The sequence below is a fragment of the Streptomyces neyagawaensis genome, from assembly GCF_023516595.1.
Taxonomy (GTDB): domain Bacteria; phylum Actinomycetota; class Actinomycetes; order Streptomycetales; family Streptomycetaceae; genus Streptomyces; species Streptomyces neyagawaensis.
This window is the reverse complement of record NZ_JAMGBG010000025.1, coordinates 182911-206085: the sequence shown is the minus strand read 5'-3', so window position 1 is coordinate 206085 and position 23175 is coordinate 182911. Positions and strand designations below refer to the sequence as shown.

Sequence of the window (23175 nt, the reverse complement as noted above, 5' to 3'; positions counted from 1 at the left end):
GCGTCACACTCCTCTTCGCAGCCGTACGTCGACGGCCTCCGCATGGTGGCCGACCCGCTCCAGGGCCCTGACCAGCCCCTCGACGATCCACCTGAGCCCGTTCTGCTTGCTCGGGTCCCCCGCCACCACGCCCCGGTAGAGGCGCAGGGCCCGCCGGGCCGGCCGCAGCGCCCGGGCGGCCCGCCGTACGTCGTGACGCCCGCACAGGCTCAGCGTCTCGCCCAGCCCGTGCAGCAGCCACGCGGCGTCCTCCGGCGGCTGATCGGAGCGCGCGAGCAGCGCCGCGCACGCCTCCTCCGCCTCCCGCGCGGTCCGCCAGGCCGCCGCGTCCTCGCCCGCCCTCGCCCGGCTGTTGGCCAGCCGCAGCAGGGCGAAGCAGTGGGGCCACTCCTGGCCGTCCGGGTCCGCGGCGAGGAACCCGCGCCGCAGCCGCACCTCGTGCTCCGCGACCCGCACGGCCTCGGGGAAGACGCACGCCTTCAGCAGGGCCCGGCACAACGCCGCGCACGTCATGGCCAGTTGCTCCTCCTGGGCCGGATCGGCGGCCGCCAGCTCCACCCGCAGCCGGTACGCCTCGCGCAGCGCGGTCACCGCCCGGTCGGCCAGCGCCCAGGACGTCCCGTAGCTGGAGCCGAGGTCGTGCAGACACTCCGCCAGCCCCCGGCGCGCGCCCTCGTCGACCCGGGCCAGCCGCCGGTAGTGCGGCAGCGCCTGGCGCAGCACGATCCGTACGGCGATCTGCCGGTCGTGGCGCCAGTACAGGTCGGACAGGTCGTGGAGCGCGTTGGCGTAGCCCTCGGTATAGAGGCCCGGAGCGTACTCGCTCAGCCGCCGCCGGACGGCGAGCCCCTCGTTCAGCGCGTCGAGCGCGTCGGCGGGGCGGCCCAGGACGTCGTAGGAACGGGCCAGCCCCAGAGCCGTGCCGGACCGCGAGTTCAGGTCGCCGGCGCTGAGCGGTTCGGCGCGCGCGTAGACCTCCAGGGCCTCCCGCGCGCACTCCGCCGCCGCCCCGTGGTCGCCGGCGCGGGAGAGAAACGTGGCGAGGGTGCCGAGCGACTGGGCGAGGGCCGGCATCGCCGTCCCGTACGGCTCCCGCACCAGCGCCCGGCGGTGCTCGATCGCCTCGTCGACACAGGCCCGCGCGGCGGTGTCGTCACCCACCAGGTGGTGTTCCCAGGCCAGGTTGTGCAGCATCTGCGCCAGGGTGGCCCGGTGGACGGCGGGAAGCTCCTCGGCCAGAGGACGCATCAGACCGATGGCCTCGCGCAGCAGCGCCATGCACTCGGTGTGCGGGCGTCCGGCGGAGTCCAGGTCGACGGCGAGGCTCATCAGGGCGCGCGCGAGGTCGGCGGTGTACGCGTCGGGGTTCTCGTCCGCCAGCCGGCGGGACGCCTCGACCGCCTCCTCGCTGAGCGACACCGCCTCCGGATGCCGCTGGAAGCGCCACAGGCTCGCGCCCCGCTCCGTCAGCGCCCGGGTGAGCAGCAGCGGGTCGAGATCGGGCCGCCGCGCCACCAGGTCCCGGGCCCGGCGGACGGCCTCGGCGCTGTGGTCGTCGGACCGGGCGACCTGGTCGAAGCCGAGCGCGCTCGGGTCGAGCCGCCAGACCACCTGGGACTGGTGGATGAGGGCCCGCACGAGTCCGCTCCCGCGTCGCTCGACCTCCTCACCGCCCTCCTGGCCGCCCGCTTCATCGGCTTTGTCCGCCTCCTCCGCCTCCTGCGCGAGCGTGCGGAACAGGTCCAGTGCCCGGCCGCCGACGTCGTGCGCCCGCGCGGGGCTCCCCGTCATCCGCAGGGCCTGGGAGAGCATCAGCAGCGAGTCGGCCCACTCCGTGCGGTGGGTCGCCGTCCCGTCGGCCGCGAGCCGCTCCCGCAGCTCCGCCGCCGCGGCGGCCGCCTCCCGGGCCTCGCCCCAGCCGCCGACGGCCGACTGTCGTTCCGCCAGGTTGTGCAGCGCCCACGCCCGGTCGCGCAGGGCCCGCGGATCGTCCCCGGCGGCCCCGCACAGCCCGCTCAGCGCGCGAGCGACGTCGAGGGCGTACTCCCGCAGCACATGGGACTGTTCGGGCAGGGTGTCCGAGTGCGCGCGCAGCACGGCCGCGGTCAGCGGCGCGTCGGCGGGCACCGAGCGCAACGTCTCCCGCAGCCGGCCGATGACGGTGTACGCCTCCTCGGCGCGGCCCGCGTTGGCGTGGGCCACGGCCGCACGGGCCAGCACGGTGAGGGTCTGCGCCCGCTGGTGGTCCGGCGCCCGGTCGAACAGCAGCCCGAGCAGCCGGGGGTCGAGGAGGATCTGCTCGCACGCGTGCGTCTCCGCCAGCCGGTCGGGCTCCAGCTGGCCCCAGTAGCGGTCGTCGGCCGACGGGTACAGATCGCGCAGCCAGGCGGCGACCTCGGCGATCAGCAGCGGCGACTCTGCGGGCAGCAGCCGCGCCACGGTCGCGTGCGCCTCCGCCTCCCCGAGCGCGGGGCACAGGACGGCCGCCGCCACCGCCCGGGCGAGCAGCCCGTCGCCGAGCCGGCCGAGCCCCCGGCGGTCGGCACTCTCGTGCCAGTACTTCGTCTCGTGCTCCAGCAGCTCCGCCTCCAGGCCCTCCCCGTCCTGCGAGGGGAGCCGGACCCGGCGCAGCAGCGCCGCGAGGGCCGCCATCTGCACGGTCAGCGCCGTCTCGGCGCCCGGGGCCGCCGTGGCGCGGCGGGCCGGGAGGGTCTCGGCGAGCCCGGCCCAGTCGACGTCCGGGTCGCCGGTGGCCTCGGCCAGCCGGCGGGACAGGTCACGGGCCGCCGTACGGAAGGCGTGTTCGCGGTCGGGGGCGGCGGGGCTGAGCGCGTGCAGCCGGATCTCGCGCAGACCGCGGGCGGCCCGGGTCTGCCAGGTGCCCAGGGAACGGGCGAGCAGCAGCAGCCGCACCGGGTGCCGGGCCTGCTCGGTGCGCTGCCGCAGCTGCCTGACCAGCTCGGGCCGGGTCTCGGCGTAGTCGACGACCAGCAGCAGCGGATGCCGGACACCGCGCAGCACATCGAGGTCGGGCGGGTCGTGGACCACCTGCCCCGCCACCCAGCCCAGGTCCCGCATACGGGCCGTCAGCCGCCGGGCCAGCCGGGTCTTGCCCTGACCGCCGGGGGCGGTGATCACACGGACGGCGGGGAAACCGCCCGAGTCCGTAAGACACCACCGCTCCAGCTGTTCGAGGGTGTCCTCCCTGCCGTGGAACGACACGACCTCGGCGTCGGCCCGCAGCAGCATGCTGGGCGAGCCGATCTCCCGCTTGGGCGGCGCCTGCTCCAACAGCCGGGCCAGCTCGGCGGGTTCGGCCTGCGGGTCGACGGAGGTCGCCTGCCGCACCACCGCCCGGAACCCGTCGAAGGCCAGCAAATCCTCGCTGCGCGTGTACGTCAGCCGGGTGCCCTGGCCGGGCCGGCGGTCGTGCTGCACCACCCCGAGCAGCAGGGCCCCGCCGTCGGCGAAGACGGCCGCGCCCGACATCCCGGACCACGAGGTGGTGCGCGCGGCGGTCGTACCGTCGAGGCCCGACAGGTCCGCCCGGAGGGTGCCCGCGTCGTCGATGATCTCGTGGGGCGGGCCGGCGTGCGGGCGTACCCGGCCGATCAGCACCTCCCGGTCCCGGCGGCCGGCCGCGGTCCGCTGCTGGCGGGGGAAGCCCAGGGCGGCGACCGGGATCTCCGTGCCGACGGTGACGCACCGGCCCCAGCGCTGCGGGCGGCGGCCGAAGGCCCCGCGCAGCGTGCTCGGCGGCGACCACCGCCCGTCGTCGGCGGGGATCTCCAGCAGCGCGGCGTCCACGGTCTCCCCGTCGTCCCGCCGCCACCGCACCACCACCGGGCGCTCCGTCCCACCGGGCAGGGACACCGTGATGGCGCCGTCCGCCTCCGGGGGCACCAGGTGCGCGGCGGTCAGCACCAGCCGGGGCGCGACGAGATAGCCGCTGCCGAAGCCCGCGCCGGAGCGGACCTGGACGACCTGCGTCTCCTCCACCGTTCAGCCCCCGCGCGCCCCGGCCTACTCGACGTCGCCCACGGCGACGTCGCCGCCGTGCTGCTCGGGCTTCAACGTCAGGGTCACCCGCTGCACCGACCGGGACGAGCGCTCCCTGCGGGCGTCGGCCTCCACGACACCGAACCGCAGCGCCCCGCCGCCGTTACGGGTCCGCACCAGCTCCACCTCGAACTCCGCGGTGATCTCTCCCACCACGAACCGCAGCGGGGACCCCTGCCCGCGCCGCTGCGCCTCCGCCAGCTGCGTCCGCAGCACCTCGACGGCATCGGCCAGGTCCAGCCAGTCCTCGTCCCGACCACCGCTCGCCATGACCCGCCCTCCGTCACCCCGTCACCGTGCGCGCCCATCCTAGTGACCCCGCATCAGGAGCCCCCGTCGGCAACCCACTTCACCGGCCGGGGCCGGAACACGAACGTGCCGTCACCCCCCGGCGGCCGGGGGGTGACGGCACGTTCAGACCGGATGCGCGGGGTCCGCTAGCGCGTCCACCAGGCGGCCGACGCGTCGCGCAGGGTGTTCGTACCGCAGTGGATCTCGCCCATGCCCTGGTGGTACGTCTCCCAGTCGTCGATGTACGACACCTTCATGCCGGCGGCGGTGTACGCGGCCGTCACCGCCTCCGTGAAGATGTCCTTGCCGCCGATGACGGGGCCCCACTGGCGCGGCGCCAGATAGTGGGTGCGGCTGAGGACGATGCCGTTGACGGCACCGGGGACGTACGCACTGGTCATGACCGAGGGCGCGGGGGCGGCGGGGCTGCCCACGGCGCCGTTCGCGGACGGGGCGGCGCTGCCCGGCACGGCCCGGTCGAGCATCCGCTGCTGGCCGTGGTCGCGGGCCACGTCGGGGAGTTCGGCGCCCGCGCCGAGGCGGCTCAGCCGGGGCAGGCGGAGCTTCTCGTCACCCGACTCGCCCTGCTGCTCCCGACCCTGGGTGAACAGCGCCGGGACACGCACGACCTCGGCGTCCGTCACGCCCGTCTCGCGCTTCAGGATCGCGAGGTTGGCCTCGATGCGGCGCGTGGCGAGGTTGTTGTCGGAGACCAGCGTCTTGGAGGCGAGGGCCTGGTTGATCGTCTCGGTCGGGCCGACCGGCAGCGAGAACATCCGCTTCGAGCCGTGCCCGGCGGCCTTGGCGTCGCGCAGCAGCTTCAGGCCCGCCTCGGGGTCCGCGACGGCGAGCTTCCAGCCGCGCGGGGTGTCGGCGGGCAGGAACTGCACGAACTCGTCGACGTGGCCCACGTGCAGCCAGGAGGTGTCCAGGAACAGCGGGTCCTGAAGGCCCTGCGACTTCAGGAACGTCCGCATCACCTTGGCCGGCTTGGAGCCGCTGTCGGGGCGGTGCCCCATGATGATCCGGCCCGCCGGGAAGGAACGGTCGCCGTGGGCGTAGGGCGGGATGGTCTCCACGTTGCCCATGGAGTTGAGCGTCCACTCCTCGGAGGGGCGGGCGCCGGTCACCTGGACGGCGCCGACGTTCGGGCCGCGCAGCTTCTCGAACAGCTCCCGGCCCGCCTCGCGGTCCATCTGCGCCGAGCGCAGCATCACGCGCATGACCTGCCGCCGCCCGTCCGTGCCGGTCATGCTGACGTAGCCGGGCTCCACGAAGTCCTGCGCCCAGATGTCCTCGTACTTGGTGAAGTTGATCGTCGGCTTGGTGATGCCGGCGGCCCGCGCCTCCTTGTCCAGACCCTCGCGGAAGATGCGGTTGCGCTTCGCGTAGCCCTCGGTGCCGGCGATCTTGGTGACCATCAGCTGCTGGGTGTTCTGCAGGTGGTGGTGGGTGAGGACCGGCGCCACCCGCAGGGTCACCGTGTCGGAGGACGTGCCCGCGGAGGACTTCACGGTCAGCCGGATCCGGGCGGTGCCGTCCCACTTGGCGGTGTCCCGGATGACGTCCCGCGCCTCGACGCCGAACTCCACGCCCGCCCGCAGCTCGGCACGCGTCAGCCGGGTCTTCGCGGTGACCGGCACCCACTTGTCGGCGCGCTTCAGGAAGACGCGCGCCTTGTCGGCGCCGGCGGTCACCTTCACCGTGCCCTGCGCGCCGGCCGGCAGGCTCGTCATCGGCACGGAGCGGATCCGCGCCAGGTCGGCGGCGTCGGCGGTGCCGTTCACCTTGGTGTCGGAGGCGTCGTTGCAGGCGGCCAGCTTCGCGTCGGACAGCGGCTTGCCGTTGGACGTCTTGGTGGGGCAGCGCTTGGTGTCGTCGTCGATGTTGGGCAGCATCAGCGCGCCGCGGCCGACCGTCCAGCCGTTCTCACCGGCGTTGTCCGTCGTGCCGGTGACGTCGACCTGGCCGTCCCGGTTCGCGTCCACCCGCAGATCGGTCGGCGGCGCCCCGTCCGCGAAGGCGACGGGCGCCGCGAGCGAGGGCATGGCGAGCAGGGTGCCGGAGACGGCGAGGACGGCTATCGCACGGCGTGCGGGGCGGGTGAGGGCGGATCTCGGTGAACGCGTGGGCACAGGGCGTCCCTTCAACAACGTGGGTGGTCGTCACGGAAGAGGGCCGAACCGCCGAATCAGTTCCCTGTGCGCCGTCTGTGCGCAGAGTGATCTAGTCCACTCCCCGGATCCGCCCCACGAACACCGCCCCCGCCAGCCCGATCACCGCTGCCACGAGGTACAGCGTCCGGTAGCCGCCGAGGTACGTCACGATCGGTGCGGCGATCACCGGCGCGACCACCTGGGGAAGGGAGTTGGCGATGTTGATGACGCCGAGGTCCTTGCCCCGGTCGCGTGCCTCGGGCAGTACGTCGGTCATGAGGGCGAAGTCGACGGAGGCGAACACACCGAAGCCGAGGCCGAGGAGCGCCGAGGCGACGAGCGCGCCGGGCCAGGTCGGCCAGAGCGCGATCAGCGCCGTCGCGACCGCCATCAGCAGCCCCGACCAGTACACGAACGGCTTGCGGCGCCCCACCCGGTCCGACCACACCCCGGCGACCACCACCGTCGCCAGCAGCATCACCGCGTTCACCGCCGTGAGGATCAGCACCCCCTGCTCGGGGTCGTGGTACCGGACGCGGTCCCGCAGGTAGAAGAGCAGGTAGAGCAGGCCGATGCCGTTGCTCAGGTTCACCAGGAAACGCGTCAGCCATGCCCACGCGAAGTCCGGGTACCGGCGCGGGCTCAGCCAGAACCCGGCGAGGAAGCCCCGCCACGACCACACCGGTCGGTGCGCCACCGGCAGCCGCGGATCGGGGTGGCGCAGGACGTACGGCAGCACGCCCGCCAGCGTGAACACCGCGCACGCCGCGTACCCGGCGCCCACACCCCCGCCGAGTGTCGCGAGCCCAGTGCCGCCGACCACGCCCAGGATCTGCGCGGCGCCCAACCAGCCGCCCACAGCGCCCCGTTGGAGCCTCGGCACCCGGTCCGGCACCGCCGCGGTGACCGCCGCCCAGGACGCGTTGAGGGTCAGCTGGACCAGACACCATCCGGCCGCCATCGTCCACAGCCCGCCCGCGCCCGCGAGAAGCAGCAGCGCCATCGCGCCGCCCGCCGCGCCCGCCACGATCCACGGCGTACGGCGCCCCCACCGGGACGTCGTACGGTCCGACAGCGCGCCGCACAGCGGTGTGGCGACCAGGGAGACGACCGCGCCGGCGCCCGTCACCCAGGCCAGCGTCGTCTCCTTCGACATCCCGGCACCCGGCGCGAAGCGCTCCGCCTGGGAGGCCAGCAGGATCTGCAGCGGGCCGTACCAGCCCACCCAGATGGCCGCGTTGGCCAGTGCCAGTGTGGCGGTCCAGCCCCCGCCGACCCGGGCGACGGGTTCGGCGAGGGCGTCGACCGGCTGCGTCGTCGTCATGCCCGGCGCTGCGCTCTGAGCAGGTCCCGGTACCACCCGTACGACGCCTTGGGTGTCCGCTCCAGCGTCGCGTAGTCGACGTGGACGAGCCCGAAGCGGCGGGCGTAGCCCTCCGCCCACTCGAAGTTGTCGAGCAGCGACCACACGAAGTACCCGCGGACGTCGACGCCCGCCTCCACGGCCCGGTGGAGGGCCCGGACATGGCCGTCCAGGTAGGCGATGCGCTCCTGGTCGTCGATGCCCTCGTACGAGCAGCCGTTCTCGGTGATGACCACGGGCGGCAGCCGGTCGCCGTAGCGGTCCCGGAAGGCGGTGAGCAGGTCCGTCAGGCCCGACGGCACCACCGGCCAGCCGAAGTCCGTCGTCGGGACGCCCTCGATCTCCTTGACGGTGAAGGGCAGTTCGGCGGGGATCGTCACACCGCCGAACTCGATGTCGGTGCCCTCGGGGGCGCCCACCCGGGTCGGCGCGTAGTAGTTGACGCCGTACCAGTCGATCGGCTCGGAGATCACCTTCAGGTCCGCCGAGACGTCGTCGCCCGGCATCAGCTCGCCGATCCCGTCCGGGTACTCGCCGAGCAGGACCGGCTCCGCGAACAGCCGGTTCAGCAGCAGGTCGTAGAAGGCCGCGGCCTCCACGTCCGGCTGCTCCGCGGACGCGGCCCACGTCGGCCCGTGCGAGTTGGCGATGCCGATGTCCGAGGCCCCGGCCTCGCGCAGCGCCCGTACGGCCAGACCGTGGCCCAGCAGCTGGTGGTGGGCGGCGGGGAGGGCGTCGAACATCAGCTGCTTGCCCGGCGCGTGGGTGCCCAGCGCGTGGCCCAGCAGGGTGTGCTCGGCGGGCTCGTTGAGGGTGATCCACTTGGTGACCCGGTCACCGAGGCGGGCGGCCACGACGGCCACGTACTCGGCGAACCGCTCGGCGGTGTCCCGGTTCAGCCAGCCGCCCGCCTCCTGGAGCGACAGCGGCAGGTCCCAGTGGAAGAGGGTCGGCACGGGGCGTACGCCCGCGCCCGCCAGCTCGTCCACCAGCCGGTCGTAGAAGTCGAGTCCGCCGGGGGCGTTCACCCGGGGCCAGGAGACCGAGAAGCGGTACGCGTCCACGCCCAGCTCGCGCAGGAGCGCCACGTCCTGCGGGTAGCGGTGGAAGTGGTCGCAGGCCACCGCCGCGTTCGAGCCGTCCTTGACGCGGCCCTCCTCGGCCGTGAAGGCGTCCCACACGGAGGGCTCGCGCTGGTCCGCGGCACCCTCGATCTGGTGTGCGGAGGTCGAGACGCCCCACAGGAAGCCGGCCGGGAACTGAGGTATCGGGTTCGTCGCCATGCGCGGATCATCCGTACCACGAGTAACGGAAGTCAACGGCCGCGAACGATTGCCCTGTTACCGTCAGGTATCAGCAGAGGGCCGCCCCTCACGCCCCTTCCTTGAGCACCCTTCTGATCAGCTCCCGCTGCTCCTCCGTGAGCCCGGGATCCGCGCAGTACACCGTCCTGCCGTCGACCGTGATCTCGTACGAGAACCCGTCCGGCACCCCCAGCGGCGGCGTGCCCCGACCGGCGGCCAGCACCCGCTCGGCCAGAGCACGCCACTCCGGGGCATCGGGGCGCCCACTGGTGTTCACCACCGCGTGCCGCTCGATGCCCGCGAATCCACCTGTGCGCCGCACTTCAATACGCATGCGTCATGTCTAGTACGGAACTACAGCGTGCGCACGCCCACCTGTTCCCAGGCCTTGAGCACGGCCGTCAGCTCGTCGCCCTGCCCGTACCGGTCCTTCGTCGCCTTCACCGTGAGCGTCGCGAAGTCCACGAACAGCGCCTGCTGCTTGAGTTCGCCGCCGGTCAGCACGTCGTACCAGATCTGCCCGGCCCGCTCCCAGGCGTAGCCGCCGAGCGCGGTCGCCACCAGGTAGAACGCGTGGTTGGGGATACCGGAGTTGATGTGCACGCCGCCGTTGTCGCGGCCCGTGCGGACATAGCCGTCCATCGTCGCCGGCTGCGGGTCCTTGCCGAGCACGTCGTCGTCGTACGCGGTGCCCGGGGCCTTCATCGAGCGCAGGGCGACCCCCGTGACGCGCGGCGCGAGCAGCCCCGCCCCGATCAGCCAGTCCGCCTCGGCGGCGGTCTGACCCAGCGTGTACTGCTTGATGAGGGCGCCGAAGACGTCCGACATGGACTCGTTGAGCGCGCCCGGCTGGCCGAAGTACGTGAGGTTCGCGGAGTACTGGGTGAGGCCGTGGCTGAGTTCGTGGCCGATCACGTCGATCGGGATGGTGAAGTCGAGGAAGATCTCGCCGTCACCGTCGCCGAACACCATCTGCTCGCCGTTCCAGAAGGCGTTGTTGTAGTCGCGGTCGTAGTGCACGGTCGCGTCCAGCGGCAGCCCGTTGCCGTCGATCGAGTCGTGCCCGTACGCCTTGAGCAGCAGCTCGAACGTCGCGCCCAGGCCCGCGTAGGCGCGGTTGACCGTGGCGTCCTTGCCGGGGTCCTCGCCCTCGCCGCGCACCTGGTGGCCGGGCAGGGTGGTGCCGTGCCGGGCGTCGTAGATGGTGCGGTGGGGTGTGCCGGGCTCGGCGCCGACGGGCGCGGTGATCGCCGGTGCGCCGATGACGGTGGTCAGCCGGCGGCGGGTGCGTTCGAGTGCGTCGCGCTCCAGGGTGCGGCGGGCGGCGCCGGAGAGCGCGGAGTCCTCGGCCTGGGCGAGCTTGTCGAGGACGTGGGGCGGTACGACTGTGCAGAAGACGGGCTCTTGGCCCCCGTTTGTCGTCATGAGTCGCACGATCGCACTCCGTTAGGGGCGTGTCACTAGGGGCGACCTTGATTGGTGAAATGTCGCCGTATGGGTTGCGAATCGTCACTACCGTGTTACTGAGGGTGGTTTTCGGGGTGTGGGAGGGTGGGGGGTGATCGCACAGTTCCCCGCGCCCCTTGAGCGGTGCTCCGCGTGCCCGGTGTGGCATTGCGCACCTTTTTGTACCTATTGGTTCCTGGGTCCCGCATACTGATACGACCCCGCGCGACAGAAGAGACTCGGCTAGGCTGCTCCGCATCATGCGTTTCGGGCTGCTTCTCCTTAGCTGCCGCGGCGAGGGCCTGTAGTCGAGGCCGACCCCCTCCCCGCGGTGCTCTGGCGTTGCGTTGTCGGCCGTCCTTTCGGACCATCGAGGAGCCCACGCATCATGGCGAACCGCCAGCAGCCCACGTCCATGCCGATCCACAAGTACGGGCAGTACGAGCAGGTCGACATCGCCGACCGCACCTGGCCGAACAAGCGGATCACCGCCGCCCCCCGCTGGCTCTCCACGGACCTGCGCGACGGCAACCAGTCCCTGATCGACCCGATGTCGCCCGAGCGCAAGCGCCGGATGTTCGACCAGCTGGTCAAGATGGGCTACAAGGAGATCGAGGTCGGTTTCCCGGCGTCGGGGCAGACCGACTTCGACTTCGTACGGTCGATCATCGAGGAGCCGGGCGCCATCCCGGACGACGTCACGATCTCCGTACTGACCCAGGCCCGTGAGGACCTGATCGAGCGGACCGTGGAGTCGCTGAAGGGCGCCAAGCGGGCCACCGTGCACCTGTACAACGCCACCGCCCCCGTCTTCCGCCGCGTGGTGTTCCGCGGCTCCAAGGACGACATCAAGCAGATCGCCGTCGACGGCACGCGGCTGGTCATGGAATACGCCGAGAAGCTGCTGGGCCCCGAGACCGAGTTCGGCTACCAGTACAGCCCCGAGATCTTCACCGACACCGAGCTGGACTTCGCGCTGGAGGTCTGCGAGGCGGTCATGGACGTCTGGCAGCCCGGCCCCGGCCGCGAGATCATCCTCAACCTGCCCGCCACCGTGGAGCGTTCGACGCCGTCCACGCACGCCGACCGCTTCGAGTGGATGGGCCGCAACCTGTCCCGCCGCGAGCACGTCTGCCTGTCGATCCACCCGCACAACGACCGCGGCACGGCCGTCGCCGCCGCCGAGCTGGCGCTGATGGCCGGCGCCGACCGCGTCGAGGGCTGCCTGTTCGGGCAGGGCGAGCGCACCGGCAACGTCGACCTGGTCACCCTGGGCATGAACCTGTTCTCCCAGGGCGTCGACCCGCAGATCGACTTCTCCGACATCGACGAGATCCGCCGCGTGTGGGAGTACTGCAACCAGATGGAGGTCCACCCGCGCCACCCGTACGTGGGCGACCTGGTCTACACGTCCTTCTCCGGCTCCCACCAGGACGCCATCAAGAAGGGCTTCGACGCCATGGAGGCCGACGCGGCCGCGAAGGGCGTCACCGTCGACGACATCGAGTGGGCGGTGCCGTACCTGCCGATCGACCCCAAGGACGTCGGCCGCTCCTACGAGGCCGTCATCCGCGTCAACTCCCAGTCCGGCAAGGGCGGTATCGCGTACGTCCTGAAGAACGACCACAAGCTGGACCTGCCGCGCCGTATGCAGATCGAGTTCTCGAAGATCATCCAGGCGAAGACGGACGCCGAGGGCGGCGAGGTCACCGGCTCCGACATCTGGGCCGTCTTCCAGGACGAGTACCTGCCGAACCCGGACAACCCGTGGGGCCGGATCCAGGTCCGCAACAACCAGTCGACCACCGACAAGGACGGCGTGGACACGCTGACCGTGGAGGCCGAGGTCGACGGCGCGCAGACCACCCTGGTCGGCACCGGCAACGGCCCGATCTCCGCGTTCTTCGACGCGCTGCAGGGCATCGGCGTCGACGCGCGGCTGCTGGACTACCAGGAGCACACGATGAGCGAGGGCGCCTCCGCGCAGGCCGCCTCCTACATCGAGGTCGCCATCGACGGCAAGGTCATGTGGGGCATCGGAATCGACGCGAACACGACCCGCGCGTCCCTGAAGGCCGTCGTCTCCGCCGTCAACCGCGCGGCGCGCTGACCAGCCTCACCGGCGGTTTGAAAGCCCCGTTCGCCGAATTCCGGCGGGCGGGGCCCGTCGTTTACCGGCCAAACCCTGTGGAGGTCACGGGAAGGCATCGTCCGGGGTACTGACTGGGCCTCACCGATGTGGCTAACATCACGCAAGCGCGGCGATGTTGCCGTGGGGTTACGGAGGTGCGACGTGCTGCCAGGACGGGGACCAATCGGCCGTGCCGCCGGGCTCGCGCGCGGCGGGGAGGCCGGGAGCGCCGGACCGACCGGAGGCGCCGCGCGGCTCACGCGTCTCATGGGCACCCGGATCGCGTGGACCGGCGTCGGCGACGGCGAGTTCTTCTGCCCCGGCTGCGGAGGCGACCGCAACTACCAGCGCCTCACCGGACGCCGCCGCTTCACCCTCCTCGGCGTCCCCGTGCTGCCGCGCGGCGAGACCGGCCCCGTCGTGGAGTGCGCGGCCTGCCGCCACCACTACGGCACGGAGGTCCTGGACCACCCCACCACCGTCCGCCTCTCGGCGATGCTCCGCGACGCCGTCCACACCGTCGCCCTGGCCGTCCTCGCGGCCGGCGGCACCCGCACCCGGACGTCCCTGAGCGTCGCCGCGGGCGCCGTGCGCTCCGCCGGCTTCGACGACTGCACCGAGGACCAGCTCGACGCCCTCGTCGAGGCCCTCGCCGCCGACACGGGCCGCCTCTTCGGGGAACCCTGCGGGGCCGCCGGGCTGTCGATAGAGCTGCACGAGGCCCTCGACCCGCTCGCCCCGCACCTCGCCCCCGCGGGCCGCGAGGCGATCCTCCTCCAAGGCGCCCGGATCGCCCTGGCCGACGGGCCCTACACCCCCGCCGAACGCGACGTCCTGTCCACGGTCGGCGCGGCGCTCACCATCTGCGCGGACGAGGTGACCCGGCTGCTCGCGGCGGCCCGCACCCCGTCCTGACACCCACCCGCCGCGCTCTACAGCAGGCCCGCCGCCGCCAGGAACTTGCGGACCCGCTCTACCTCGTCGTCCGACAGCGGCACCTGCGGCTCCGCCGTCACCGGGCACGCGATGACGCCCCGCAGATGCAGGGCCGCCTTGAAGGCGCCGAGGGCGGCGGAACCGGTGCCCATGCGGTGCGGGTCGCCGGTGCGGACCATGCCGAACAGGGCGCACAGCCGCTCCTGCTCGGCGCGGGCCCGGTCCCGGTCGCCCGCCCGGCACAGGCGGTGCAGCCGCACGTAGCCGACGGGGTCCACGTTGGCGAGGCCCGGGACCGCGCCGTCCGCGCCCATGGCGAGCGCCGCGTCGACGAGCAGCTCGGAACCGGTGAGGACGGCGAAGCCGGTGACACGGGCGTCGTCGCGGGCGCCCGTGACGACCGTACGGAACCCGGCCAGGTCCCCGCTGGAGTCCTTCAACCCGGCGATCACCCCGTCCGCGGCCAGCTCCAGCACCACCTCGGCGGGCAGCTTGGTGTGCACGGCCGACGGGATGTCGTACGCGAGGACGGGGACCGGGGAGCGGGAGCCGAGCAGACGGTAGTGGCGGGAGATCTCCGCCGGATGGGTGGCGGTGTAGAAGGGCGCGGTCGCCACGACCGCCTCCGCCCCGGCCGCCGTCACGGCCCGGACGTGGTCGAGGACACGGGGCGTCGTCATGTCGATCGCCCCGGCGAGCACCGGCAGCTGACCGCCGACATGCCCCACCACCGTCTCCACCACCGTCCGCCGCTGCGCGTCCGTCAGGAACGCGGCCTCCGACGACGACCCCAGCACGAACAGCGCGTCCACCCCGCCCGCCACCAGATGGTCGACCAGCCGGACCAGGGAGGGGACATCCACCTCGCCCTCCGGTGTCAGGGGGGTGCAGACAGGCGGGATGACACCGGTCAGCGGGGCGGGGACGGTCATGGCTGCTCCCTCAGGGCCTGTCGTATGGATCACGCCTGGGCCGCGGGGCGTGGCACGCGCGTCTGCCGCGTTGTCGTCGGTTGCCAACTCCCCCACGCTCGAACAACCTCGCGCGGAGGACCCCCATCGCGTTGACGCCCTCCTCCGCCTTGCAGCCGCACGCACCACGCCCCGCTCACCGGCGGAGTCAAGGCACCGTAGCCCGAAGTCGGCATGATCCAAACGAAAGACCCTAGGTGTCTCGTACGGCGCGTTCCTGCACGGCCATGGCGGTGGCCGGGGACACGGACGCCGACCGGGACGCGGCCTCGGCGACCAGGTCCCCCGTCCACTCCGTCTCCTGCACAGGATGGTGGCAGCGGAAACGGTGTCCGGGGGCCGACGCGGCCGCGAAGTCCGGCATCACCTCCGCGCACACCTCGTCCGCCCGCCAGCAGCGGGTACGGAACGGGCAGCCGCTCGGCGGCCGCGTGGCCGACGGCACCGGGCCCGTCAGCGGGATCGGTTCGATCGGGTCCAGCAGCCCCGGCGTCGCCGAGAACAGCGCCCGCGTGTACGGGTGCCGCGACCGTCCGGTGACGGCGTCGGCCGGCGCCTCCTCCACGATCCGCCCCAGATACATGGTGATCACCCGGTCGCTCATCCGCCGCACCGTCTGGATGTCGTGCGACACGAACACCAGCGCCAGCCCGAGCCGCTCCTTCAGGTCGAGCAGCAGGTTCAGGATCTGCGCGCGCACCGAAACGTCCAGCGCGCTCGTCGGCTCGTCCGCCACGACCAGGCCGGGGTCCAGGGCGAGCGCCCGGGCGATCGCGACCCGCTGCCGCTGCCCGCCCGACAGCCGGCCCGGCAGCCCGTCGGCCAGCACAGCGGGCAGACCGACCAGCGCCATCAACTCCCGCACCCGTTCCTCGCGTTCGGCGGGCGTGCCGCGCCGGTGCACATCGAGCGGGTCGCGCAGGATCCGGCGGACGGTCAGCCGGCGGTTCAGGGCCGTCGACGGGTCCTGGAAGATCATGCCGGTGCCGCCGCCCACGGTCGCCCGCCGCTCGGCGGGCGTCATCGACCACAGGTCCCGCCCCCGGAAGGAGACCGTCCCGGCCGTCGGCCGCTCCACGCCCACCAGCAGCTTCGCCAGCGTCGACTTCCCGCACCCCGACTCGCCCACCACGCCCACCGTCTCGCCGGGCGCGATCGTCAGGTCGGCGCCGGTCAGGGCGTACACCCGGTCCCGGGTGAACAGGCCGCCGCCGCGCGCCCGGTGGACCACATGGGCGCCGGAGACCCGCACGAGTGCGTCGCTCACCGGGTCACCTCGTTCTCCGTCGCGGCCAGGTCCACCGCCGGGTGGTGGCAGGCCGCCGTGTGGGTGGGGGAGCCCAGCAGCGCCGGGACGGTCCTGCGGCACACCTCGCTCGCGCGGGGGCAGCGGTCGGCGAAGCGGCAGCCCGCCGGGAAGTCGGCGGGGGAGGGGACGACCCCCGGGATCTGTGTCATCCGCTCGGCCGCCGACTCCAGTGACAGGACACTGCCCAGCAGACCGCGCGTGTAGGGATGGGCCGGTGACTCCACGAGGTCCGCTGTCACACCCGTCTCGACGATCCGCCCGCCGTACATCACCGCCACCCGGTCGGTGACGTCCGCGACCAGCGCCAGGTCGTGCGACACGAGGACGAGCGCGAAGCCCAGTTCCGCGCGCAGCCGCAGCAGCAGCTCGATGACCTGCGCCTGGACCGTCACGTCCAGGGCCGTGGTCGGCTCGTCGGCGACGATCAGCCGCGGGTCGCGGGACAGGGCCATCGCGATCAGCACGCGCTGGCGCTGACCGCCGGAGAGTTCGTGCGGATAGCTGCGGAGGGTGCGGCCGGGGTCGAGGCCGACCATCTCCAGCAGCGCGGCCGGGGTGCGCCCGCCACCCCGCCGGACGACCTGCCGCAGCTGGGCGCGGATCGTCATCGCCGGGTTCAGCGACGACAGGGCGTCCTGGTAGACCATCGCCATGTCATGGCCGAGCAGCCGGCGCCGCACCCGCATCGGCACACCCACCAGCTGCCGCTCCCCGAACACGACCCGGCCGCGCACCCGCGCCCCCTTCGGCTCCAGCCCCATCACGGTCAGCGCGGTCAGCGACTTGCCGCACCCCGACTCGCCGACCAGGCCCAGGACCTCACCGGCCCGGACCTCGAAGCTGATCCCGTCGACGATGTCCACGCCCCGATGCCGCTTCTCGAAGCCGATCGCCAGATCCTCAACGGCCAGCACCGGGCGCCCGGTGGGCAGGGGCCGCGCCCGTGCCCGCAGCCGCCGCGCCGCCTCGGCCAGCCCTGGCAGCGCGGCCTCGTCGCCGACGGCCTCCGGGTGGTCCGCTGCCGGTTCCTGGCGGTCGGCCCCGACTGCCGCCGGACGCCCCTGTGCCGCGGGACGCTTCTCCGCCGCCGGGGTCCCGTCGCCGGTCGGCGTCCCGTCCCCCGCCCGGCGCTCCGCGTCCCGGCCCGCCGGTGCCGCCCAGGCGTCGGAGACGCCCTCGGAGAGGACGTTCAGGGACAGCACGGTGACCAGCATCAGCAGACCGGGGAACACGGTCGCCCACCAGCCGCCCGTCAGCACCATGTTCTTGCCGTCCGCGATGACGCTGCCCCACGACGGGTCCGGCGGCCGTACGCCCGCGCCGATGAACGACAGGGACGCCTCGAACACGATGGCCTCGGCGACCTGCACCGTGCAGAACACCAGGACGGGGGCGGCGCAGTTGACGGCCACATGGCGGACCACGATGTGCCGGGTGCGGGCCCCGATGACCCGCTCGGCGGTCACGTAGTCCTCGCCGTACTGGTCGAGGACGTTGGCCCGCACGACCCGGGCGACCGGCGGTGTGAACAGGAACGCGATCGCGCAGATCAGCACCTCGATGCCGCCGCCGAAGACCGCGACGAGCACGGCGGCCAGCGCGATGCCGGGGAACGCCATGACGACGTCCAGACAGCGCATCAGGGTCTCGTCGACCGCCTTGCGCGAGGTCGCGGCCACGGCCCCCACGAACGCGCCCACGAGCAGGGCCAGCGCGGTGGCCCCGAGCCCGATCGCGAGCGACCAGCGCGCCCCGTGCATCAACCGGCTGAGGATGTCCCGGCCGAGGCTGTCCTGGCCCATCCAGTGCTCGGCGGAGGGCGCCCCGGTGCCGCCGACGAGGCTCTGCTGGTCGAGCGGGTCGTGCGGGGCGAGCACCGGGGCGAACAGGGCGGTGAGGACCACGACCGCGAGGAAGCACACGGCGATCCGCGACAGCACCGGCAGCCCCCGCCAGGCACGCAACCGCAGGCCCGGCCGGGCCAGGGCGTCCGTCAGGCGTTTGCGCGTGGTCACCATCAGGCCGAACATCAGCGCATCAGCTCGCATCCCTCAGTCGCGGGTTGACCAGCAGATAGAGGACGTCGATGACGAGGTTCACCACGACGAACCCCGCGGCCGTGGTGAGGACGACGCCCTGGACGACCGCCGGGTCGCCGTTCTTCACCGCGTCGATCATCAACTTGCCCATGCCGGGCAGCGAGAAGATCGTCTCGATGACGACGGCGCCGCCCAGCAGATAGCCGACGCGCAGCCCGAGCACCGTGAGCGGGTTGATCAGCGCGTTGCGCAGGACGTTGCGGCCCACGACGACCCGCGGCGGCAGCCCGCTCCCGATCGCCGTCCGCACGTAGTCCTTGTCCAGCTCCTCCACCACGGCCGTCCGCACGATCCGGGTGAGCTGCGCAGCCACCGGCAGCGACAGGGCGAACGCGGGCAGGGTCATCGTCCGCAGCCACCCGGTGAAGGAGTCGGCCGGATTGACGTAACCGCCGGTCGGGAACCACCCGAGGTCCACCGCCAGGTACTGGATCATCAGCAGCGCCAGCCAGAAGCCGGGCGCCGCGACCCCGGTCAGCGACACCACCCGGATGATCTGGTCCGGCAGCCGGTCCCGGTGGATCGCCGCGGTGATCCCGCCGAGCAGGGCCAGCACCACCGCGATCCCCAGCCCCAGGAAGGTCAGCTGGAGGGTGAGCGGAAGGGCGGTGGTGACCTGCTCGACCACCGGGGCCCGGGTGAGCGCGCTGGTGCCCATGTCGCCGTGGAGCAGATCCCCGACGAAGCCGACGTAGCGCACGGGCAGCGGGTCGAGGAGTCCGTTCTCCTCCCGGAACTCGTGCAGCTGCTCCGGGGTCGGATTGGCGCCCTGGAAGAACGCGGACGCCGGGTCGACGTCCGAGAACCGCATGACGACGAAGACGAACAGCACGATCCCCAGCAGCAGGGGGACCAGCAGGGCGATCCGCCGCAGCAGGACACGCAGGACAGCGATCACGCTAGACCCACTTGGCCTGGAGGAGGTTGATCCCCGGATAGGGCTGCGCCCTTATCCCCGACAGCCGCTTGGGGTCCCACGCCGTCATCAGCTCGTTGTGCACCACCGGGTAGAGCACGGCCTGTTCGGCGACGACGTCGATGTAGTCCTGGACCATCGCCTTCTTCCGGTCGGCGTCCGGCTCCTTCGTGGCCCGGTCCATGTCCTCGAAGAGTTTCCTGGCCACCGGGGCGTCGGCCCAGCGCGCGTACCGCATCCACAGGTTCTGCGGGCCGTAGTTGTAACGCATGATCAGGTCCGCGTCGAGGCCGAACTGATTGGGGTTGGAGGCGGCGGCCACGACCTGGTAGTCCTGCTTCTGGTCCATCTTGGTGAACACGGCGGTCGTCTCCTGCGGCGAGAGCGTCGTCTCGACGCCGATCGCGTCCCAGGACGCCTTGAGGGTCGGCAGACAGTCGACGATCCAGCTCACGTTCACCGCGAGGATGTCGACCTTGAGCCCGCGCACGCCCGCCTCGGCCAGCAGCGCCTTCGCCTTCTCCGGGTCGTACCCGTACACCGTCCTCGCCGGCCGGTAGCTGGGGTTCCCCTCGTTGAGGAAGGAACTCGCCGGTTTCCCGTGCCCCTTGAGGGCGACCTCGATCATCTTGTCGCGGTCGACGGCGTAGTGCAGGGCCTGCCGGACGCGGACGTCGTCGAAGGGCTTGTGCCGGGTGTTGAACATCAGGAAGAGGTTGTTCATGCCGGAGCCGCCCTGGACGGTCATCCCGCCCTTCTCCAGCTGCCCGATGTTGGCGTACGGGATGTTGTCGGCGATCTGCGCCCCCGCGCTCGCCCCGGAGATCTTCGCGACCCGGGGCGCCGCGTCCACGATGGTCAGCCAGTTCATCTTCCGGAACGCGGCCGGACGTGGCCCGTTGTAGTCGGCGTACGCCTCGAACGTCGTGTTGGACTTCGGATGGTGGGCCGTCTGCCGGTACGGCCCCGACCCGATCGCCTTGCCCTTGACGGCCTCCTCCCATGCGCCCGGCCGGGAGAAGACGTGCTTGGGCATGATCTTCGCCAGGGTCAGCCGCGAGACGCCGTCGGGGAAGGGGAACTTGAGGACCAGCTCGACGGTGCGCGCGTCGACCTTCCGGACCTCCTTCAGCCAGCTCGCGAAGAATCCCTTGGCGAGGGTCTGGGTGCCGGGGTCGAGGATCCGCTCGTAGACGAAGACCACGTCGTCGGCGGTGACCGGTTTCCCGTCGTGGAACGTGGCGCCGGGCCGCAGCTCGAACCTCCACGAGGTGCCGCCGAGGTCGCCGGGCACGGCCGTCGCGAGCGCCGCGTACGGCTCACGGGAGAGCGGGTCGGTGTCGAGGAGGCCCTCGTAGATGTGGTGGTTGGCGGCCATGCAGAACGCGGACGCGGTCTGGGTCGGGTCCCAGCTGCCGTCGTTGCCGTAGCCGATGACGGCGGTCAGGGTGCCGTTCCGTCCGCCGCCACCGCCGGTGTCGTTCGTGGACTCCGGCCCGGCCGAACAGGCGGCCAGCGCGGGGGACAGGGCCGCGGCCGCGCCCAGCGCGCCGGAGTGCTTCAGGAACGACCGTCGGGCCGGTGCCGGGGCGTCATGGGTCACATCGCGCACGGTTCCTCCAAAGAGGCAGCGGGGGGCGAAGCGGTGGGGGGCTCGATGACGAGGTACGACGTCCTACGTCCTACAGGGGGCAGCGTGACCTTAGGAGCGCCCGTGGGGGCGGTCAAGGGCTCGCACACGAATGGCGTAGCCGCCAGAGGTTCGACCAATGACGGGGCAACACCGGTAGGAAATAAGGAGGGTTGAGGCCCCGTTGGGAGAGAACTCGCCGGGGCGGCCACCCGGTGTTCACCCGGTGTTCCCCCGGTCCCTTTCCGTGGTTCCCGTCCGGAGGTGGGTCGTCGGATGCCCGGCGAGCGTACGATGCGGCGCATGTCAGAGCAGAGCGGCGGCCGGCGCCGGCCCGAGCGGCGGGTGAGCGGCCAGGTCCAGCGGGCGGTGACGCAGCTGATCCTCGACCGCAAACTGCGGGCGGGGGCGCCGCTGCCCACCGAGACGGAGCTGATGGAGGACCTCGGGGTCAGCCGCAACTCCGTGCGCGAGGCACTCAAGGCGCTCCAGGCCCTCGACATAGTCGACATCCGGCACGGCTACGGCACTTATGTCGGCGAGGCGTCCCTGACGCCCCTCGTCGACGGCCTGACCTTCCGTGCGCTCGCCGGGCCCGACGGCGACACCGCCGCGCTCGCGGAGGTCCTCCAGATCCGCGAGGTGCTGGAGGAGGGGCTCGTCCGCCGGGTCGCGGGCACGCTCACCGAGGCGGAGCTGGACGCCCTCGCGGCCGTCGTCGACCGGATGGAGGCGGCCGGCCGGGCGGGCGAGCCCGTCGCCGAACTCGACCGCGACTTCCACGAACTGCTCTACGCCTCCCTCGGCAACGCCCTCGTCCCCCAGCTGCTCGGCGCCTTCTGGACGGTCTTCCTACGGGTGGCCGGGGCCCGCGGCTGGACCGACGACCCCACCCCGGAGCTGACCGTCCGCCGCCACCGCGACATCGTCGCCGCCCTGCGCGCCCGCGACGTCGAGGGCGCCCAGCGGGCGATGTCCGAGCACTTCCGCGGCATCGAGGCCCGTGCGGCGACGGCTTCCGCGGAGCGCGCCGCGCGCCACGACGCGCGGTCCTAGGGCACCGCTCGAACCGCGTGAACGGGCCTGGCCACCACGTCTGTTGGTGCCAAAGAGATCACAACGTCGTACGCACATCTGGGATGCTGGGCAGATGAGCAAGCTGTGGCAAGGACACGTCATCGAGGGCACGCGTTTCGTGGTCCCGGCGTCCGGTGTGATGCCGAGGCACGTGCTGTGCGCGGTCGGCGTGGGCCTGGATCCCGACGTCCTCGGCCGCGTGGTCGAGGAGGCCGGCGGCGGGGACTTCGAACTCGACGAGTTCCAGCGGGAGCCGGACCCCCGGATGCGGGAGTGTTTCGACGCCGCGCTCGACTCCCGCCAGGCCACCGGCGACGACGAGTTCCGCGAGAGCGACTGGGCCGCGGTGGACGCACACGACTCGGTCGTCTACGTCCTGTCGCCACCGATCTCCCAGGCCACCGGCCTCGACGTGTCCCGCCGGGCGCTGGCCGTCACCGCGGCCCTGCTGGCCAACGGGGCCACCGCGGTGAAGAACGAGTCCAGCGGGGTGGCCTGCGGTCGCGAGCGGTGGCTGGCCCTGGCGAGCCAGGCGGCGGCCGCCGAGACCGTGGACGACCTGGCCCTCGCCCTCGTCCCGGCCTGGGTCGCGCCGATGATCTACGACGGGGAGGTCTACTACAGCTGCGGCATGCACCTCCTGGGCGAGGCCGACGTGGAGCTGGACCCCGGAACCACCGAGGTGCCCGAGCCGAAGCTGCTGCTCGACTGGATGGCCACCATGCAGATCGCGTCGTACTACCTGCTGACGGACCAGCCGGGGCACGGCATCCAGAACGGCGAGGGCTTCCGCATCACCCAGGACGCCCCGCGCTGGATCATGAACCGTGTGGAGTGCGAACGGTTCGAGGACGACGACTTCTTCCACAACCCGTACGGATACTGGCGCCTGACCCCGGCTGCCCGCGACTGATTCGAGACGCTGACCGGATGACCGACTCCATCGAACCCTGGAGCCCGGACGCCCCCGGCGTGCTGCGGCTGCCGTCCGGGCGGCTCGTGCGCGGGCGGGGGCTGCGGCATCCGCTGCCCGACGGTCCCGCGCCGACGTACGCGGTGTATCTGCTCGGCAAGGAGCCGCCCGAAGTCCCCTGGGAGGCCCGCTGGTTGCGGTGGCCCGACTTCCGGCTGCCCGCGGACCGGGCGGAGGCCGCGAAGGTGTTCCGGGACGTCCGGGAGCGTGCGGCCGGGGAGCGGGTCGAGGTCGCCTGCGGCGGCGGCCGGGGCCGGACCGGCACCGCGCTGGCCTGCCTTGCGGTCCTGGACGGCGTACCGCCCGAGGAGGCCGTCGCGTATGTGCGCCGGCACTACGACCGGCACGCCGTGGAGACCCCGTGGCAGCGGCGCTACGTACGCCGCTTCGCACCCTGACGCACACGAGGCACGGCGGGTCGGCGACGTTCATCGTGTACCTGATCACGACGAAGCCCCCGCCGTCCCTGCCCGTCCCATCCACAGGGTGCTGCCCATGAGCCCCCGCTACGGGG

Annotated in this window: 17 protein-coding genes; 5 read left to right on the top strand and 12 right to left on the bottom strand. The window is 72.6% G+C overall.

Annotated features, from left to right (window positions below; all coding sequences use genetic code 11):
* Positions 1 to 3 precede the first annotated feature (3 nt).
* The 7 genes from M8J73_RS13570 to M8J73_RS13540 all read right to left on the bottom strand — a co-directional run bounded on the left by M8J73_RS13570 (position 4) and on the right by M8J73_RS13540 (position 10598).
* Positions 4 to 3999, bottom strand: coding sequence for a tetratricopeptide repeat-containing serine protease family protein (locus tag M8J73_RS13570; protein WP_055539459.1), 3996 nt, complete (start codon positions 3997 to 3999; stop codon positions 4 to 6).
* Positions 4000 to 4023: 24 nt separating this feature from the next.
* Entirely contained in the window at positions 4024 to 4329 is a 306-nt protein-coding gene (locus tag M8J73_RS13565; protein ID WP_055539458.1) for a trypco2 family protein, read from the bottom strand.
* A 167-nt stretch (positions 4330 to 4496) separates the two neighbouring features.
* Positions 4497 to 6398 carry a protein-arginine deiminase domain-containing protein gene (locus tag M8J73_RS13560; protein ID WP_055538896.1) on the bottom strand — a complete coding sequence of 634 codons (1902 nt, stop codon included), beginning with the start codon at positions 6396 to 6398 and terminating at the stop codon, positions 4497 to 4499.
* Positions 6399 to 6576: 178 nt separating this feature from the next.
* Positions 6577 to 7830 (bottom strand): MFS transporter, encoded by a 1254-nt coding sequence (locus tag M8J73_RS13555; protein ID WP_055538895.1) that lies wholly within the window; start codon positions 7828 to 7830, stop codon positions 6577 to 6579.
* Complete coding sequence (locus M8J73_RS13550; RefSeq protein WP_055538894.1) at positions 7827 to 9152, bottom strand: GH1 family beta-glucosidase; 1326 nt, start codon at positions 9150 to 9152, stop codon at positions 7827 to 7829. Before M8J73_RS13550 ends, M8J73_RS13555 begins: the two co-directional genes overlap by 4 nt.
* Before the next feature lie 88 nt (positions 9153 to 9240).
* The gene (locus M8J73_RS13545; RefSeq protein ID WP_055538893.1) at positions 9241 to 9507 is read right to left on the bottom strand and encodes a protealysin inhibitor emfourin; all 267 of its coding nucleotides are present in this window, start codon (positions 9505 to 9507) and stop codon (positions 9241 to 9243) included.
* Between the two features lie 20 nt (positions 9508 to 9527).
* Positions 9528 to 10598, bottom strand: a complete 1071-nt coding sequence (locus M8J73_RS13540) for a M4 family metallopeptidase (RefSeq protein WP_055538892.1) — start codon at positions 10596 to 10598, stop codon at positions 9528 to 9530.
* Positions 10599 to 11007: 409 nt separating this feature from the next.
* On the opposite strand from M8J73_RS13540, the gene leuA reads away from it, so the two are divergent.
* Both leuA and M8J73_RS13530 read left to right on the top strand, forming a co-directional pair.
* Positions 11008 to 12729: a 2-isopropylmalate synthase gene (gene leuA / locus M8J73_RS13535; protein WP_055538891.1), complete on the top strand. Its 1722-nt coding sequence runs from the start codon at positions 11008 to 11010 to the stop codon at positions 12727 to 12729.
* 183 nt (positions 12730 to 12912) lie between these two features.
* Positions 12913 to 13665 carry a tellurite resistance TerB family protein gene (locus M8J73_RS13530; RefSeq protein WP_372503937.1) on the top strand — a complete coding sequence of 251 codons (753 nt, stop codon included), beginning with the start codon at positions 12913 to 12915 and terminating at the stop codon, positions 13663 to 13665.
* A 17-nt stretch (positions 13666 to 13682) separates the two neighbouring features.
* On the opposite strand, the gene M8J73_RS13525 is transcribed toward M8J73_RS13530, so the two are convergent.
* The 5 genes from M8J73_RS13525 to M8J73_RS13505 all read right to left on the bottom strand — a co-directional run bounded on the left by M8J73_RS13525 (position 13683) and on the right by M8J73_RS13505 (position 20593).
* Positions 13683 to 14618, bottom strand: a complete 936-nt coding sequence (locus M8J73_RS13525; RefSeq protein WP_055538890.1) for a dihydrodipicolinate synthase family protein — start codon at positions 14616 to 14618, stop codon at positions 13683 to 13685.
* 232 nt (positions 14619 to 14850) lie between these two features.
* Positions 14851 to 15924: an oligopeptide/dipeptide ABC transporter ATP-binding protein gene (locus tag M8J73_RS13520; RefSeq protein ID WP_055538889.1), complete on the bottom strand. Its 1074-nt coding sequence runs from the start codon at positions 15922 to 15924 to the stop codon at positions 14851 to 14853.
* On the bottom strand, positions 15921 to 17984 hold the full coding sequence (locus M8J73_RS13515) for a dipeptide/oligopeptide/nickel ABC transporter permease/ATP-binding protein (protein WP_249828652.1): 2064 nt from the start codon (positions 17982 to 17984) through the stop codon (positions 15921 to 15923). Before M8J73_RS13515 ends, M8J73_RS13520 begins: the two co-directional genes overlap by 4 nt.
* Positions 17985 to 18003: 19 nt before the next feature.
* Complete coding sequence (locus M8J73_RS13510; RefSeq protein WP_249828651.1) at positions 18004 to 18963, bottom strand: ABC transporter permease; 960 nt, start codon at positions 18961 to 18963, stop codon at positions 18004 to 18006.
* A 1-nt stretch (position 18964) separates the two neighbouring features.
* The gene (locus tag M8J73_RS13505; RefSeq protein WP_249828650.1) at positions 18965 to 20593 is read right to left on the bottom strand and encodes an ABC transporter substrate-binding protein; all 1629 of its coding nucleotides are present in this window, start codon (positions 20591 to 20593) and stop codon (positions 18965 to 18967) included.
* A 321-nt stretch (positions 20594 to 20914) separates the two neighbouring features.
* On the opposite strand from M8J73_RS13505, the gene M8J73_RS13500 reads away from it, so the two are divergent.
* The 3 genes from M8J73_RS13500 to M8J73_RS13490 all read left to right on the top strand — a co-directional run bounded on the left by M8J73_RS13500 (position 20915) and on the right by M8J73_RS13490 (position 23059).
* Positions 20915 to 21667, top strand: coding sequence for a FadR/GntR family transcriptional regulator (locus M8J73_RS13500; protein WP_249828649.1), 753 nt, complete (start codon positions 20915 to 20917; stop codon positions 21665 to 21667).
* Between the two features lie 94 nt (positions 21668 to 21761).
* Positions 21762 to 22601, top strand: coding sequence for a hypothetical protein (locus tag M8J73_RS13495; RefSeq protein ID WP_249828648.1), 840 nt, complete (start codon positions 21762 to 21764; stop codon positions 22599 to 22601).
* Between the two features lie 17 nt (positions 22602 to 22618).
* Positions 22619 to 23059, top strand: coding sequence for a protein-tyrosine phosphatase family protein (locus tag M8J73_RS13490; protein WP_249828647.1), 441 nt, complete (start codon positions 22619 to 22621; stop codon positions 23057 to 23059).
* Positions 23060 to 23175: the final 116 nt, after the last annotated feature.

Excerpts from the sequence above, each read along its gene's own strand:
- M8J73_RS13490 (WP_249828647.1), top strand. The coding sequence starts at position 22,619 with ATGACCGACTCCATCGAACCCTGGAGCCCGGACGCCCCCGGCGTGCTG.
- M8J73_RS13555 (WP_055538895.1), bottom strand. The coding sequence starts at position 7,830 with ATGACGACGACGCAGCCGGTCGACGCCCTCGCCGAACCCGTCGCCCGG.
- M8J73_RS13560 (WP_055538896.1), bottom strand. The coding sequence starts at position 6,398 with ATGCCCTCGCTCGCGGCGCCCGTCGCCTTCGCGGACGGGGCGCCGCCG.
- M8J73_RS13500 (WP_249828649.1), top strand. The coding sequence starts at position 20,915 with ATGTCAGAGCAGAGCGGCGGCCGGCGCCGGCCCGAGCGGCGGGTGAGC.
- M8J73_RS13525 (WP_055538890.1), bottom strand. The coding sequence starts at position 14,618 with ATGACCGTCCCCGCCCCGCTGACCGGTGTCATCCCGCCTGTCTGCACC.
- M8J73_RS13550 (WP_055538894.1), bottom strand. The coding sequence starts at position 9,152 with ATGGCGACGAACCCGATACCTCAGTTCCCGGCCGGCTTCCTGTGGGGC.
- M8J73_RS13545 (WP_055538893.1), bottom strand. The coding sequence starts at position 9,507 with ATGCGTATTGAAGTGCGGCGCACAGGTGGATTCGCGGGCATCGAGCGG.
- M8J73_RS13495 (WP_249828648.1), top strand. The coding sequence starts at position 21,762 with ATGAGCAAGCTGTGGCAAGGACACGTCATCGAGGGCACGCGTTTCGTG.
- M8J73_RS13565 (WP_055539458.1), bottom strand. The coding sequence starts at position 4,329 with ATGGCGAGCGGTGGTCGGGACGAGGACTGGCTGGACCTGGCCGATGCC.
- M8J73_RS13540 (WP_055538892.1), bottom strand. The coding sequence starts at position 10,598 with ATGACGACAAACGGGGGCCAAGAGCCCGTCTTCTGCACAGTCGTACCG.
- leuA (WP_055538891.1), top strand. The coding sequence starts at position 11,008 with ATGGCGAACCGCCAGCAGCCCACGTCCATGCCGATCCACAAGTACGGG.
- M8J73_RS13515 (WP_249828652.1), bottom strand. The coding sequence starts at position 17,984 with ATGGTGACCACGCGCAAACGCCTGACGGACGCCCTGGCCCGGCCGGGC.